Origin of the sequence: Coprococcus sp. AF21-14LB, from assembly GCF_003458885.1 — a bacterium.
Lineage (GTDB): Bacteria > Bacillota > Clostridia > Lachnospirales > Lachnospiraceae > UBA9414.
This window is the reverse complement of the sequence record NZ_QRVX01000006.1, coordinates 23,654-39,398: the sequence shown is the minus strand read 5'-3', so window position 1 is coordinate 39,398 and position 15,745 is coordinate 23,654. Positions and strand designations below refer to the sequence as shown.

9 protein-coding genes, 1 tRNA gene and 1 pseudogene are annotated in these 15,745 nt (G+C 42.8%); 2 read left to right on the top strand and 9 right to left on the bottom strand.

Annotated features, from left to right (window positions below):
- Window positions 1–91 precede the first annotated feature (91 nt).
- A complete protein-coding gene (locus DWX73_RS02510) occupies window positions 92–1,327 on the top strand; it encodes a nucleotidyltransferase (protein WP_118346613.1) in 1,236 nt (411 codons plus the stop codon).
- On the opposite strand, the pseudogene DWX73_RS02505 reads toward DWX73_RS02510, so the two are convergent.
- The 7 genes and pseudogenes from DWX73_RS02505 to DWX73_RS02475 all read right to left on the bottom strand — a co-directional run bounded on the left by DWX73_RS02505 (window position 1,314) and on the right by DWX73_RS02475 (window position 8,763).
- Window positions 1,314–2,170: pseudogene (locus DWX73_RS02505) on the bottom strand (DegV family protein). The gene DWX73_RS02510 and the pseudogene DWX73_RS02505 overlap by 14 nt on opposite strands.
- A 13-nt stretch (window positions 2,171–2,183) precedes the next feature.
- Window positions 2,184–2,981 (bottom strand): MBL fold metallo-hydrolase, encoded by a 798-nt coding sequence (locus DWX73_RS02500; protein WP_118346611.1) that lies wholly within the window; start codon window positions 2,979–2,981, stop codon window positions 2,184–2,186.
- Between the two features lie 33 nt (window positions 2,982–3,014).
- Window positions 3,015–3,692 (bottom strand): dephospho-CoA kinase, encoded by a 678-nt coding sequence (coaE, locus tag DWX73_RS02495; protein WP_330413399.1) that lies wholly within the window; start codon window positions 3,690–3,692, stop codon window positions 3,015–3,017.
- Entirely contained in the window at window positions 3,679–6,294 is a 2,616-nt protein-coding gene (polA, locus tag DWX73_RS02490) for a DNA polymerase I (protein WP_118346609.1), read from the bottom strand. The genes coaE and polA overlap by 14 nt, the downstream gene beginning before the upstream one ends.
- 138 nt (window positions 6,295–6,432) lie before the next feature.
- Window positions 6,433–6,515 (bottom strand) — tRNA-Leu (locus DWX73_RS02485).
- A gap of 91 nt (window positions 6,516–6,606) precedes the next feature.
- Window positions 6,607–7,896: a diaminopimelate decarboxylase family protein gene (locus tag DWX73_RS02480; RefSeq protein ID WP_118346607.1), complete on the bottom strand. Its 1,290-nt coding sequence runs from the start codon at window positions 7,894–7,896 to the stop codon at window positions 6,607–6,609.
- A 15-nt stretch (window positions 7,897–7,911) separates the two neighbouring features.
- A complete protein-coding gene (locus DWX73_RS02475; RefSeq protein WP_118346678.1) occupies window positions 7,912–8,763 on the bottom strand; it encodes a rhomboid family intramembrane serine protease in 852 nt (283 codons plus the stop codon).
- 294 nt (window positions 8,764–9,057) lie between these two features.
- Between DWX73_RS02475 and DWX73_RS02470 the strand changes: the two genes are divergently transcribed.
- Window positions 9,058–13,302 (top strand): 2-hydroxyacyl-CoA dehydratase, encoded by a 4,245-nt coding sequence (locus DWX73_RS02470; protein WP_118346605.1) that lies wholly within the window; start codon window positions 9,058–9,060, stop codon window positions 13,300–13,302.
- A 127-nt stretch (window positions 13,303–13,429) separates the two neighbouring features.
- Here DWX73_RS02470 and DWX73_RS02465 read toward each other — a convergent pair whose 3' ends face one another.
- Complete coding sequence (locus DWX73_RS02465; RefSeq protein ID WP_242996555.1) at window positions 13,430–14,212, bottom strand: C39 family peptidase; 783 nt, start codon at window positions 14,210–14,212, stop codon at window positions 13,430–13,432.
- A gap of 148 nt (window positions 14,213–14,360) precedes the next feature.
- Window positions 14,361–15,650, bottom strand: coding sequence for an aminotransferase (locus tag DWX73_RS02460; protein ID WP_118346601.1), 1,290 nt, complete (start codon window positions 15,648–15,650; stop codon window positions 14,361–14,363).
- Window positions 15,651–15,745: the final 95 nt, after the last annotated feature.

Below are 15,745 nucleotides of genomic sequence, written 5' to 3'. Positions count from 1 at the left end.
TTTTCCGATACAATGGTCTACTTCTTTTGTAAAACTGCTCATAATATGATATATTGAATATAATTTTGATAACAGAAGGAGTGACATCACTATGAAATTGACCGGACTGATTACTGAATATAACCCCTTTCACAATGGACATGCTTACCACTTAAAGAAAGCTTTGGAAGTTACGGGCGCAGATGCAGCTGTCGTTATTATGAGCGGTGACTTTGTGCAGCGCGGCGCACCTGCCCTTCTTCCAAAACATATGCGGGCAAAGATGGCATTGTCTGAAGGCGCCGGGGCTGTTTTCGAGCTTCCGGTCTGCTACGCCTGCGGAAGCGCTGAATTCTTTGCCGGAGGCGCCATTTCCCTCCTGACACAGCTCGGATGCATTGATTCTGTCTGCTTTGGCTCCGAATGCGGTTCTATTGAGCCTCTTATGAAAGCCGCCAAAGTCCTTTCGGATGAACCTGCCGCTTTTCAAAATATTTTACAAGAACATTTGAAGCAGGGACTTTCCTTTCCAAAAGCAAGGCAGAAAGCTCTGATCTCCTTTCTGCCGGAGCTTAAAGATGCCGGCTCTTTCCTTGCGTCTCCTAACAATATTTTGGCAATTGAATATCTCAAAGCCATCTTACAGCAGAACAGTCCGCTCAAACCATTTACCATTTCAAGAACAGGTACTCATTACCATGATACCAGTCTTGACAGCCCTCTAAGTTCCGCATCCGCAATCCGCAGTGCAATTTCAGAGGGTACTTCCCTTGATGCCCTGGAGACTTTTATGCCGGTATCGGCGCTTCACATTCTGAAAGAAGCTTTTTCCTGCGGTTATCCTGTTACTTTGGAAGACTTTCGACTGCCTTTAAAATACCGCCTTCTCACAGAGTCTCGTGATTCTCTTTGCCAATTTGCTGATGTCAGTCCTGAACTGGCTGACCGGATCTGCAATCAGCTTGGGAATTTTAATTCCCTCGCCCAATTTACTGCACTTCTAAAGACAAAAGAAATGACACATGCGAGAATCAGCCGGGCGCTGTTTCATATTCTGCTTGGAATTACGCAGGAGAAACTTCTTGCATATCGGGCGGAAGGTTTCACTTATTATGCACGGCTTCTTGGATTTCGCACAAGCCAGAAGGAAATCCTGACCGCCGTCAGTAGATCATCTTCCATTCCTTTGCTGACAAAGATTACAAAAAGTTCTTCGCTATCGCCTGTCGGACAAGATATGCTTTCTCTCGACATCCGCTCTTCGGATTTGTACGAAATAATAGCTGCCGATAAATACCGGCAGCCATTTCGCTCTGAATATCAAAAACAAATTATTAAATTACCTTAGAGCAGGCCACGGCCATTGCTCCCGGGCCAATATGGCATGCCACGCTCAGCGACAGGCGTGCCATATAACTTCACAAGTTGGGAACCTGTCCTCAATCTCTTCTTTCCATTTTGCTGCTTCCTCATCTGAACAAGTATACGCCGCTTCTAAATGGATCTTCTGATTCTGGAAGCGGTGCAGCATATCTTTCTCCATCGCATCCAACATCGTTTTCTTCGCCTGCTTCCAACCCCGTACCTTTGCAAATGCATCTAATTTTTCTCCCTGGATCTGAAGCACCGGTTTTAAATTCAGCACTGTTCCGATTGCTGCTGCAGCAGGTGTGATTCTGCCGCCCTTTTTCAAATATTTTAATGTATCAACTGTAATATAAATACTTGCCGCAAGACGATTTTCTTCCAGAATTTCTTTTATTTCTGCTGCATTTTTCCCTGCTGTGGCGAGCTGCATCGCATCCAGTACCGACTGACGCTGTGTTACAGAAATACGCTGATTATTTACAACATGCACCCTGCCTGCATATTCTTCTTCCATTGCAAGACTCATAGCGGTCTCACAGGAGCTGCTCAAACCACTTGACATCGGAATATGAAGCACTTCCTCATGCGTGCGCAGCAGTTCATCCCAAAGTTCCATTACATCTCCCGGAGATGGTTGGGATGTGGTGATTTCCGCATCATTTTTTAATTTTTCATAGAATTCTTCCTGCGTCAGCGTAATATCTTCTAAAAACAGTTCTCCGTCAATAAAAAATGGCATTGGAAGGACTGTAATCCCAAGTTCACGCCCTTCTTTTTGTGTGATTCCGCTGTTGCTGTCCGTAACAATTGCTATTTTCCCCATATTATTTACCTCATTAAATCATTACACTTTCTGAAATCTGATCCCTTTTCGCCACTGTGATAGGAAGTTCTTCCCCCCGGTAAGGATTATCTCCCAGTGTCACTTCAAGCTTCACTGTCTCGTATGCAAGCTGTTCATAATTATTCTCTTTGCTCAGATGCCCCAACATAATGCTCTTCATATGATTATTCAAAATATCGCAGAGCAGTCGTCCCGATGTTTCATTGGATAAATGGCCCTTATCACCTGCCACACGCCGTTTCAAATGATATGGATATACACCAACTTCCAACATATGGATATCGTGATTCGCTTCAAGAAGGATTGCGTCCAGATCTCTTAAATGTTCCACCGTATAGTCATCATAAATCCCCATATCGGTTGCTACTGCTACCGATTTGCTGCCGCTTGCAAAACGATATGCCGCCGGTTCTTTGGCATCATGGGAAATCCGAAACGGATTTACTTCAATATTTCCTATGGAAAATGGATGGTCAATCTGTACTTCGTGAAGCAATCCTTCCGGCAGCTTTCCAAGAGATTTGCTCTGACGGATGCCTTCAATTGTTCCTCGTGTTGCATAAACCGGAATCTCATATTTACGGCTAAATACGCCAAGCCCCTGAATATGATCAGAGTGTTCATGGGTAATCAAAATCCCATTCAGCTCATTCCCCTTTACATCCAGTTCCTTTAACCCTTCTTCAATTCGTTTCTTACTGATTCCCGTATCTACAAGTAAATGTGTGGATTCACTTCCTACATAGATACAGTTGCCGCTGCTTCCACTGGCAATGCTGCACATTCTCATGTTATCTATCTCCTGATTGTATCATCTATTTCGTTAACATACTGATTCTAACGCATTTTTTAACTGACTGCAAGTCTCTTTCCACAAACCGCTGTTATCGATCGTTCTGTCGCAGGCTTCGCGAAATTCATTCTCACTTTTCTGTGCCTGAAGCATGGAAGTTATTTTTTCATCTGAATACCCCCGAGACGCTTTCAGCCGCGCCCGCCTTATTTCCTCACGCGCGTAAATATACCAGATCTCATCACAGATCTCTTCGTACCCGTCTTCCAAAAGCAGTGCAGCCTCCAACACAAACAGCCTTGTTCCAGCTGATTCTTCCTCCCGGATACATTTTTGTACATATTGTTTCACTTTCGGATGAACAATCTGATTCAGCCTTTCCAGCTTTATCGCATCTGAAAACACAATACTTCCAAGTATTTTTCGATCGATCTTTCCATCTTCTTTCAGAATTCGCACGCCAAATTCCGCAACGATTTCTTTATAGCAGCATGCTCCCGGTTCCTGAAGCAAATGAGCAATTTGATCCGCCTCGTATACTTTTGTATCCGGCAATGCCTGAAACCAGGAAAGCACTTTACTCTTTCCGCAGCCTACGCCTCCCGTAATTCCGATAATTTTCATTTCTCTGTCTTCCTTTGCTTCCTGCAAGCGCTTTCTTCTTAAATTCTCTTTGTGATTTCTTATCTCTTTATTATTTAGCGTCATACCAGTTCTCGCCGGTCTGCACATCGATGACAAGCGGAACACTCAGAGAGACAGCCTGCTCCATTTCTCTTGCTAAAATCTCTCTCACTTTTTCTTCTTCTTCCACAAATGTTTCAATCAGTAACTCATCATGAACCTGCAGAACAATTCTGGAACGCAGTTTTTCTTTCCGCAATGATTCATTTACCCCGATCATAGCTATCTTCATAATATCCGCCGCCGTTCCCTGGATTGGGGAGTTCATAGCTACACGCTCCCCGAAGCTTCGCTGCATAAAATTAGATGATTTCAATTCCGGAATCGGGCGTTTTCTTCCAAACAAGGTTGTTACATATCCTTTTTCTTTCGCATGAGTCACTGCATCATCCAGAAATTTCTTAATTCCGGGATAGGTTTCAAAATAGCGCTCAATATATTCTGCTGCTTCCTTTCGCGTAATGCTTAGATCCTGACTTAATCCAAAAGAACTGATTCCATATACAATCCCAAAATTAACCGCTTTGGCATTTCTTCTTTGCAGTTCTGTCACTTCCTCAAACGGCGTATGGAATACTTGGGAGGCGGTTGTTCTGTGAATGTCTTTCGCTTCCCGATACGCATCAATCAGCGCCTGATCCCCCGAACAATGAGCCAGCACCCGAAGCTCAATTTGCGAGTAGTCCGCATCTACAAAAATACATCCTTCCTGCGGAACAAATACCTTCCGGATCCGTCTTCCCAGTTCCATTCGTACCGGAATATTCTGAAGATTCGGGTCCGTACTGCTGATCCGCCCGGTTGCTGTAACAGTCTGGTGGAATTTTCCATGAATTCGCCCGTCTTCTCCAATAAAACCTGCCAGGCCGTCTGCATAAGTAGATTTCAACTTTGTTAACTGTCGATACTCAAGAACCGATGCCACGATCGGATATTCGCCTGCAAGTTTTTCTAAAATGTCCGCTGCTGTCGAGTACCCGCTTTTTGTTTTCTTCCCATGGGGAAGCTGCAGTTTTTCAAACAAAATTACCCCTAACTGTTTTGGCGAATTAATGTTAAACTGTTCTCCGGCCATTTCCCAAATTACTTTTTCCAGTTCTTCGATTCTTCCTGTCAATGCTTCTCCGTACGCTTTTAATTCTTCGGCTTTTACACGGACGCCCGCTTCTTCCATATCGTTCAGTGCAAAGACAAGCGGCAGCTCGATCTCTTCATACAGCTTTTCCATCTGTTCTTCTTCCAATCGTTTCTGTAAAACCGGTGCAAGTTCATACGCCGCATAGGCCTCATAGCATGTCCGGTCTTCTCTCTTTGTTTTCTCACTGATTGAAAGATGTAAGTATTCTTCCGCAATTTCTTCAAATCCATATGCATTTTTCAGTGGATTCAAAAGATATGCCGCAATATGTACATCAAAAACAAATGCTGTCCGGCTCACTTTTGTTTCCTTCAAAAGCTTCTTCAGATCAAACAATGCTATTTTCTTCCCTGCCTTCGCCAATTCAGAAAATGCCTCATAGATCATCTTCATCGTAATCTCTTTGCCTGCCGGGATTCGATAAACTTCTGTATCTCCTATCGCAATCGCAGCCGCACTGTAACCACCCATGCCTGCAAAGAGCGGTAAAGAATGTTCTTCATCCTTTTCAAGAGAAACACCGATCCATTCTGCTCCTTTTGCCTTTTCAAGCACTTTTTGAAGCCCTTCCCTTTCTGTTACTTCAAGGAAATGTTTTTCCACTTCATTTACCGGAACCTCTACTTCAAACTTTGCCAGCAGATTTTTAAACTGAAGTTTCCGAAAATATTCATACGCCTCCGGTGTAAAAAGATTTCCAATTCTGGCTTCCCCTACCTCATACTCCAAATCCGCATTCAGGCAGATTGTCGCCAGCGTCTTACTCATTTGTGCCAGATCGTAGTGTTCCTGAAGCGCTTTTGATGCCCGCGGCGGCTTCAGTTCACTGACATGTGCATACGCATTTTCAACGCTTCCGTATTCTACAATAATTTTCGTAGCAGTCTTTTCTCCAATGCTCGGAACTCCCGGAATATTATCTGACGTATCTCCCATCAGCGCTTTCACATCGATAAACTCTTTCGGAGTTACCTGATAGCGCTCTTTCACATCTGACGCATAGTAATCTTCTACCTCTGTACGCCCCTGCTTCGTCTTTGGAATTCGGATTTTTACCCGATCCGTAGCAAGCTGTAGCAAATCTCTGTCTCCGGAAAGAACAGTCACTTCCATTCCCTGCTCTTCGCAGCGTTTTGACAGTGTTCCAATCAAATCATCTGCTTCTAATCCTGCTTTTTCGATCACGCGAATTCCCATAGCTTTTAGCACTTCTTTCATGACCGGCACTTGCTGACGCAGTTCCTCTGCCATTGGTTTTCTCGTTCCTTTATATGCATCGTACATCTCATGACGAAATGTAGGTGCATGCACATCAAACGCAACCGTCAGATACTCCGGCTGTTCCTCATCCAGAACTTTGAATAAAATATTCAGAAATCCATATATCGCATTCGTATGGAGTCCTTCATCATTGGTCAGATCCGGCACACCAAAAAAAGCCCGGTTTAATATACTATGTCCATCGATTAATAAAATTTTTTCGCTCATTGATACACTCCTGTCCCGACGGCAAAAGCCCGTACGTTCTCATACCCATTTATGATATCATATTTTAGAGTCAATGAAAACACGATTATCACAAATCCGGGCAACAAAAAAAGTACCGCAAATGCGATACTTTTCTTATGCCGGCGGCGGGACTTGAACCCGCACGTGGTTGCCCACAACAGATTTTGAGTCTGCCTCGTCTGCCATTCCGACACACCGGCCGGTTTCTCAACCGTTTTGTATCATATCATAGTTTTATGATAAATGCAAGCTTTTTCTTCAGAAATTCTTTAGGAAAACCTCTTTTTCTCTCTAGTGGCAGTTTTCATCCTGTCCCAGCAATTTCTTTCCAATCTCAAAGCAATCGAATGTCGCAAAATAATCTGCCGGTGTTTCTGCCCTTCGGATCAGCTGCACTTCTCCGCTCTCTTTCAGAAGAAGTTCTGCTGACTTTAACTTTCCATTGTAGTTATATCCCATCGAAAACCCATGCGCACCTGTGTCATGAATGATCAGATAATCACCAATTTCAATCTTCGGAAGCATTCTGTCGATCGCAAACTTGTCATTATTCTCACAGAGTGATCCGGTAATATCGTACTTGTGATCACAGACATGATGTTCTTTCCCCGCAACTGTGATATGATGATAAGCGCCGTACATAGCCGGCCGCATAAGATTAACCGCACAGGCATCACAACCTATATACTCTTTATAGATATGCTTTTCGTGGACAGCTTTCGTTACAAGGCAGCCATACGGTCCCATCATAAACCGTCCAAGTTCTGTATAAATTGCCACATCTCCCATTCCTGCCGGAACAAGCACTTCCTCATATACTCTGCGTACCCCATCGCCAATCACTCTGATATCATTCGGTTCCTGATCCGGTGTATACGGAATTCCGATACCGCCTGATAAATTGATAAAAGAGATCCGAGCTCCCGTCTCTTTCTGAAGCTGTACTGCCAACTTAAATAATACTCTTGCCAGCATCGGATAGTATTCGTTCGTCACTGTATTGCTTGCCAAAAATGCGTGAATTCCAAATTCTTCTGCACCCTTTGCCTTCAGTATCCGAAACGCTTCAAACAACTGCTCTGTTGTCATTCCATATTTAGAGTCTCCCGGATTATCCATAATATCATTACTGATCTGGAACAATCCACCTGGATTGAATCTGCAGCTAATCTTTTTCGGGATATAGCCAATCGTATCTTCCAAAAATTGAATATGGGTAAAATCATCCAAGTTGATCGTTGCTCCAAGCTTCGCCGCATAAGCAAATTCCTCTGCCGGCGTCGCATTAGATGAAAACATAATATCTTCGCCGGTTGCTCCGATTGCTTCCGAAAGCATCAATTCTGTATAAGAAGAGCAGTCGCAGCCACAGCCGTACTCCCGCAAAATCTGCATCAGATACGGATTCGGCGTTGCTTTTACCGCAAAATATTCCCGAAATCCTGGATTCCAGGCAAACGCATCTCTTAATGCCTTCATATTCTTCCTAATTCCTCTTTCATCATACAGATGAAATGGAGTTGGATATGTCTTTACAATCTCTTCAATCTGTTCTTTCGTCACAAATGGTTCTTTCTTCATCAGTAATACTCCTAGTTATTTTTTATGTTCGTGTGTGAATAAATGATCCTGACAATATTCATAATTACCATTACATTTTGAGCAATAGCGGAATTCCAGATTCGGATCATCCAGTTCCGTTCTGCCACATACTGCACAGCGATGCCGCGGCCCATCTCCCGCCGGCGCTGACCGCTTCATTTCCTGCTGAAATTTTCGTTTTCTCTGTATTTCTTTCGGATTATATGGTGAAAGATTTCTTGTTGATAAGAAAAATACAATAAAGTTCAGAAGCGACGCTAAAATAACAACCTTCGTTGGCCAGCCTCCTCTTAAGAAATCATATCCGATCAGTACGAAATACAGAATTCCCATCCATTTCATCTTAATCGGAATCACAAAATAAAGCAGTACCTGCATCTCCGGATAACTTGCTGCAAACGCAAGGAAAATAGACATATTAATATAATACGTTGAGAAGAAAGCTCCCATAATGCCTCCGACTCCTGCAAATCCCGGAACAAGTATTGAAAAAATTCCATACAGCACAAATGCACCAATTACCGTAAAGATAATTCCCGAGAAAATATATACATTATACCGGAAAGTTCCCCATGTCTGCTCCAATGTCTTTCCAAGTGAATAGTAAAACAGTAGCATAATGATCGTAAAAAGATCAAAACTTGATGGCGGAATCAGCACCCAGCTTACAATCCTCCAAATCTGTCCTCTAAGAATCAACGCCGGTTCCAGCGTCAAATACGAAAACATATTCGGCATAAACACAGAAATAGCAAAACCAAGCACATAACATGCAATCAGATAAAATGTTAAATTCGGGATGGCATACTTTCCAAACTTTCTTTCCAGTTTATTCAACCAGTTCATATCATTCTTCCCCTTTTCATTTTTATATATGATAATGTACACATTGTAACTTTTCCTTTGACGTTTGTCAATTTGAAGCCTGATGTTTATTTCTTTTTTAGAAAATATTAAATTCTCTTTTCCAACCTTCGTCAAAAAATGTCACATTTCACAATTTGTTCATAATATTTAACAATCTTTTTAGCTATTTGGAAATTGTGTTTTTCCTTTTTCTGTCGTATAATGTACATTGGTATGCAGGAAGCATATTAAATAAGTAATAACACTATATTTTTAGGATAAAGGAGTGACAGCATGAGTCAAAAAGATTTGTATACACTAGGAATTGACATCGGCTCCACCACTGTTAAAATTGCTGTATTAAACGACCATAACGAAATACTTTTTTCTGACTACGAACGGCATTATGCCAATATTCAGGAAACCCTCTCAGATCTTTTGGGACGGGCAATCTATACTGTCGGTTCTGTCAAAGTATCCCCGATGATCACCGGTTCAGGAGGCTTAACCCTGGCAAAGCATCTCGGGGTTCCTTTTGTTCAGGAGGTAATCGCTGTATCATCTGCACTGCAGGATTATGCACCTCAGACAGACGTTGCCATTGAACTTGGCGGTGAAGACGCCAAGATTATTTATTTTGAAGGAAAAAATGTCGAACAGCGTATGAACGGGATCTGTGCCGGCGGTACAGGTTCATTTATCGATCAGATGGCTTCTCTCCTTCAAACAGACGCTACCGGACTAAATGAATATGCCAAACATTATAAAGCCCTTTATACCATTGCGGCACGCTGCGGTGTTTTTGCAAAATCAGACATTCAGCCTTTAATTAATGAAGGCGCCACAAAAGAAGACTTATCCGCCTCTATTTTCCAGGCAGTTGTCAACCAGACAATCAGCGGACTCGCCTGCGGCAAGCCTATCCGCGGCCATGTGGCATTCCTCGGCGGACCACTGCATTTTCTTTCGGAACTTCGGGAAGCCTTTGTCCGTACACTGAACCTTGATGAGGAACATACAATTATTCCAACTTATTCCCATCTCTTTGCTGCCATCGGATCTGCCCTGAATTCCAAAAAAGATGTCGTTACATCTCTGTTGGAACTGAGGGATAAGCTTGCGAACCGAATTGAAATGGAATTTGAAGTAGAACGCCTTCAGCCTCTTTTTGCTTCTGAACAAGATTATCACGAATTTAAAGAACGACATGACAAGCACCAGGTGCCAATGATGGATCTAAGTACCTATCGCGGGAACTGTTTTCTCGGAATTGATGCCGGTTCTACAACAACAAAAGCAGCACTTGTCGCGGAAGACGGAACACTGCTGTATTCTTTTTATCAGAGCAATAGCGGCGATCCGCTTGGCACGACAATTTCTGCCATAAAAGATATTTACCGGCATCTTCCGGATGGAGTACGCATTGTTCATTCCTGCTCCACCGGCTATGGCGAAGTATTGATCAAGTCCGCTCTTTTGCTTGATGAAGGTGAAGTAGAAACGATCTCCCACTACTATGCCGCATCTTTCTTTGAACCGGATGTAGACTGTATCCTTGACATCGGCGGTCAGGATATGAAGTGCATTAAAATCAAAAACCAAACGGTAGACAGTGTCCAATTAAATGAAGCCTGCTCCTCCGGATGCGGTTCTTTCATTGAAACTTTTGCAAAATCTCTTAATTATTCTGTAGAAGATTTTGCTCATGAAGCTTTATTTGCCCGCAATCCTATTGATCTCGGAACGCGCTGCACCGTATTTATGAACTCTAAAGTAAAACAGGCACAGAAGGAAGGGGCTTCTGTTGCAGATATTTCTGCCGGTCTCGCCTACTCTGTCATTAAAAATGCTCTGTTTAAAGTAATCAAAGTATCCGACGCTTCTGAACTTGGTTCTCACATTGTAGTACAGGGTGGAACCTTTTATAACGATGCTGTCCTGCGAAGCTTTGAAAGTATTGCCGACTGTCACGCTGTACGTCCGGATATTGCCGGTATTATGGGCGCTTTCGGCGCTGCGCTTATCGCAAGAGAACGCTATCAGATGAAGGGATGCACCGGCACAACCATGCTTCCGATCAAAGAAATCGAAGCACTTACTTATACAACAACCATGACAAAATGCAAGGGATGTACAAACAACTGCCGCCTGACAATTAATAAATTCAGCGGCGGTCGGAGCTACATTTCCGGAAACCGCTGTGAGCGTGGACTCGGTAAGGAAAAATCACAGAATAAACTTCCGAACCTGTTCGACTACAAATTCCACCGCTACTTTGATTATGAACCGCTCGCTCTTTCCGAGGCAAAGCGCGGCATTGTCGGAATTCCACGCGTTTTGAATATGTATGAGAATTACCCACTCTGGTTCACGTTCTTTACCGAACTTGGCTACCGGGTATTGCTTTCTCCGGCTTCCAGTCATAAGATTTATGAAATGGGAATTGAGTCAATCCCAAGTGAATCCGAATGTTACCCGGCCAAATTGGCTCATGGTCATGTAGAATGGCTGATCCGGCAGAATGTGCCTTTTATCTTCTACCCTTGTATTCCTTATGAACGCCAGGAATTTGAAGATGCAAATAATCACTATAACTGCCCGATTGTTACTTCCTATGCGGAAAACATTCGAAATAATATTGACACCATTGTAAATGGAGAAGTTCGTTTTCTCAACCCATTCCTCTCTTTAAAAGATGAGGCAACATTTACAAACTGTCTTGTGAAAGAACTTGGAAACACTCTTTCAATTCCTGCGGAAGAAATTCGAAAAGCTGCTTCAAAAGCCTGGAATGAACTTTCCAATGCAAGAAATGATATCCGCAAAAAAGGTGAAGAGACACTGGCGTACATAGAAGAACACCACAAACACGGTATTGTTCTTGCAGGACGTCCATATCATGTGGATCCGGAAGTAAATCACGGAATTCCCGAACTGATTAATTCATATGATATTGCTGTTTTGACGGAGGATTCCATTTCTCACTTAGCTCCGGTAGAACGGCCGCTGCTCGTAATGGATCAGTGGATGTACCACTCAAGACTTTATGCCGCCGCTAACTATGTCAAGACAAGAAATGATCTGGATCTCATTCAGCTCAACTCTTTTGGCTGCGGTCTGGATGCTGTTACAACCGATCAGGTATCCGATATTTTAACCGGATCGGGCAAGATCTATACTTCTTTGAAAATCGATGAGGTAAATAATCTGGGCGCTGCAAGAATTCGTATTCGTTCCCTGCTCGCTGCAATTCGTGTGCGGGAGCAGAAACAGGAGGCACGAGAGCTGCATTCAACTGCCATTACAAAAGTTCCGTTTACAAAAGAAATGAAAAAAGATTATACGATTCTCTGTCCACAGATGTCGCCAATTCATTTTGACCTTGTAGAGCCGGCTTTCCGCAAATGCGGTTACAACATCAAAGTGCTTCCGAACAGCAATAAAGCAGCCATTAACACAGGCTTAAAATATGTAAACAACGATGCCTGCTATCCATCTCTGATTGTTGTCGGTCAGATTATGGATGCGATTTTGTCCGGCGAATATGACACAGATAAGCTTGCGGTTATCATCACGCAGACCGGAGGCGGTTGTCGTGCCTCCAACTACATTGGCTTTATCCGCCGTGCACTTGGCAAGGCCGGCTACGGACATATTCCGGTTATTTCATTGAATTTAAGCGGTCTGGAGAATAACCCTGGTTTTCAGATTACGCTTCCACTTTTGCTAAGAGGCGTATATTCTCTGCTTCTCGGCGACATTTTCATGCGTGTACTCTATCGTACCCGCCCTTATGAAAAGATTCCGGGATCAGCCAATGCACTCCACGAAAAGCTAAAGCAGGAATGTATTGATTTTCTCCAGAGCAATCAGCTCTCTAAGAGAAAATTCGATCAGCTCTGCCGCCGGATTGTAAAAGAATTCGATCAGCTTCCAATGCTGGATATTAAAAAACCAAAAGTAGGAATTGTCGGAGAAATTCTTGTCAAATTCTCTCCGGTCGCAAATAACTATCTTGTGGAGCTTCTGGAACAAGAAGGCGCTGAGGCAGTTGTTCCGGATCTGACGGATTTCTTCCTGTACAGTTTCTATAATATGAATTTTAAGTCCGAACATCTTGGTATGAAGAAATCTTCTGCCTGGAAAGCCAATCTTGGAATTCGTGTATTGGAATCCATGCGGAAATCTGCCTGTGATGCACTCAAAGAAAGTAAACACTTTCTCCCGCCGTCTCATATCAAAGACACCGCTGATATGGCAAAAGAAGTGGTATCGCTTGGAAATCAGACCGGAGAAGGCTGGTTCCTAACAGGAGAAATGCTGGAACTCATTCACAGCGGTACAAAGAATATTGTCTGTACACAGCCATTTGCCTGCCTGCCGAACCATATCGTTGGAAAAGGAGTTATCAAAGAGCTGCGCCGGCTTCATCCCGACTCTAATATCGTTGCAATCGATTATGATCCGGGTGCCAGCGAAGTAAATCAGCTGAACCGTATTAAATTAATGCTTTCAACCGCATATAAAAATCTGGAGTAATTCCTTAATATTAGAACAAAAAAACTCTTTCCCACAGAAAGAGCCTTTCCAAACATCCTTTTATACAGAACGTCCGAGCAAAACAACTTTGGACGTTCTGTTTTTATTGCTTCTATCCAGAAGCTTTCTACTGAAACACCCACAAATTTTTAATCTGCGGCTCTAATGTTTCATACTCCCACAATGTTTTGCTATTCTTTTTACTATTAGAATCGTTCACTTTAATTTTTCCATCCTCGATTCCAACTAATGTAATAAAATGCCCTGTTGTCGTAAAATCACCCGGGCGCATACTGCAAATAATCGGCTGCCCGTTTTGCAGCGCCTCAAACACCGTATCTTTTGAAAGACTCATTTCTGTACCGGCAATCCCGAAAGAACGAATTCCACTCGTAAACAATTCCCAGCTTGTTCCTACTCCCTCAACACAATACCCCTGTTCTTCTGCAAATTTAGCAATCGTATATGGCGTAACTGTATTTTCTCCCGTAAGACCTGCAATGACAGATGCCAGCGCTGTTGGGCCGCATCCGCTCACAGCAATCAAGCTATTTCCATATGCGCCATATCCCCAACGGTGATCCCACTGCAGTAAAAGCGGAAACTCCCCTTTGGTTACTTCTCCGATTGTATCGGCATATACCTTTCCCTTTTTATCCGGATAATCTAATACAAATTCTCTCATTTCCGGATTTCGTGATAACATCTCCAATAACTCTTCCGGATAGTCTCCTTTCTCTGTAATCATAGATAAATTTGATCCCATTGCCTGTAAGATTGTGAAGCCGCTGCTTAGCGCCCGAACTGCAGTGATTCCAAGACATAAAACTATTATTGTAATGATCAAACGCATCCTTTGCTTTATCTTTCTTCGATTTCGTTTTCTAACTTTTAATCTCTGTTTTGTCATAGTGTATACCTCCATCTGTGTATTAGTTTATCTAAAATAAAGCAGATGGTTTTCTTTTTTCCCTCTCTAAATTCTTAAGAACTTCTTAGTTTTTACGGCACAAAAAAAGACGCAGCTTCCAAAAGGAACTGCGCCTCTATATTGCTTTCTATTCTATTTCTGATAAAATTTTCTCAATACTTACCAACTTGACACTTAAAATAAAAATATCCGTTGCCATTGCAAGCTCTTCTTCTGTAGGAAATGTCGGAGCAATCCGAATGTTACTGTCATGCGGATCTTTGCCATACGGAAACGTAGCGCCGGCCTCTGTCATAATTACACCGGCTTCTTTTGCTTTTTCCACAATCTTCTTCGCACATCCGTCCAGTGCATCAAAGGAAATAAAATAACCTCCGCGTGGTTCCATCCAGGATCCGATTTCCAATTCGCCTAACTCTTCTCTCAGTTTGCCAAGAACAATCTCAAATTTCGGCCGGATAATATCAGCATGTTTTTTCATATGTTGTACCATACCGTGAATATCTCCGAAAAATCTTGCATGGCGGAGCTGGTTTACTTTATCGTGTCCAATTGTCTGAATTTTCATCTGTTTACGGATATCGATCAAGTTTGCATCGGAAGCTGCGATCGCTGCAATCCCGGAACCCGGAAAACTAATCTTGGAAGTAGAAGCAAATTTATAAACCATGTCCGGATGTCCTTCCTTCTTACATTCCATCAGAATCTCAATAAGATAATCCTGCTTATCTTCATATAAATGATGAATTCCATATGCGTTATCCCAGTAAATACGGAAATCCTCTGCTGCCGGTTCCAGACACGCAAAGCGATGCACCGTCTCATCCGAGTATGTAATTCCCTGCGGATTAGAGTATTTCGGCACACACCAGATTCCTTTAATAGCCGGATCGCTGCTTACTAATTTCTCTATAATATCCATATCCGGTCCGGATTCTGTCATTGGGACATTGATCATCTCAATCCCAAAATATTCTGTAATTGCAAAGTGTCTGTCATATCCCGGAACCGGGCATAGGAACTTCACTTTATCAAGCTTGCACCACGGAGTGCTTCCCATAACGCCGTGTGTAAAGGAACGTGCAATGGTGTCGTACATCACATTCAGGCTGGAATTTCCAAAAATAACAATATTGTCCTTTGGCACTTCAATCATATCTGCAAGAAGCTGCTTTGCCTCTTTAATTCCATCGAGAACACCGTAATTACGGCAATCCACTCCTTCTTCACAGATCAGATCTGAATCACTTGTCAATACATCCATCATTCCCATGGAGAGATCTAACTGCGCCTTTGACGGCTTCCCTCTTGACATATCCAGCTTGAGTCCTTTTGCCTTTACCTCTGCAAATTGTGCCTCTAATTCTTCTTTTAATTCCAGCAGTTCCTCTCTGCCAAGTTCTCTGTACGCTGCCATTGCGTATCCCTCCTACCTGATTTTCTTTTTCACTCCTTGCATCATACTAAAGTTTTGACGTTTCGTCAATCATTTCTTGCAATTATTTCTTGTTT

Excerpts from the sequence above, each read along its gene's own strand:
- DWX73_RS02510 (WP_118346613.1), top strand. The coding sequence starts at position 92 with ATGAAATTGACCGGACTGATTACTGAATATAACCCCTTTCACAATGGA.
- coaE (WP_330413399.1), bottom strand. The coding sequence starts at position 3,692 with ATGACGCTAAATAATAAAGAGATAAGAAATCACAAAGAGAATTTAAGA.
- DWX73_RS02460 (WP_118346601.1), bottom strand. The coding sequence starts at position 15,650 with ATGGCAGCGTACAGAGAACTTGGCAGAGAGGAACTGCTGGAATTAAAA.
- DWX73_RS02470 (WP_118346605.1), top strand. The coding sequence starts at position 9,058 with ATGAGTCAAAAAGATTTGTATACACTAGGAATTGACATCGGCTCCACC.
- DWX73_RS02500 (WP_118346611.1), bottom strand. The coding sequence starts at position 2,981 with ATGAGAATGTGCAGCATTGCCAGTGGAAGCAGCGGCAACTGTATCTAT.
- DWX73_RS02465 (WP_242996555.1), bottom strand. The coding sequence starts at position 14,212 with ATGACAAAACAGAGATTAAAAGTTAGAAAACGAAATCGAAGAAAGATA.
- polA (WP_118346609.1), bottom strand. The coding sequence starts at position 6,294 with ATGAGCGAAAAAATTTTATTAATCGATGGACATAGTATATTAAACCGG.
- DWX73_RS02475 (WP_118346678.1), bottom strand. The coding sequence starts at position 8,763 with ATGAACTGGTTGAATAAACTGGAAAGAAAGTTTGGAAAGTATGCCATC.
- DWX73_RS02480 (WP_118346607.1), bottom strand. The coding sequence starts at position 7,896 with ATGAAGAAAGAACCATTTGTGACGAAAGAACAGATTGAAGAGATTGTA.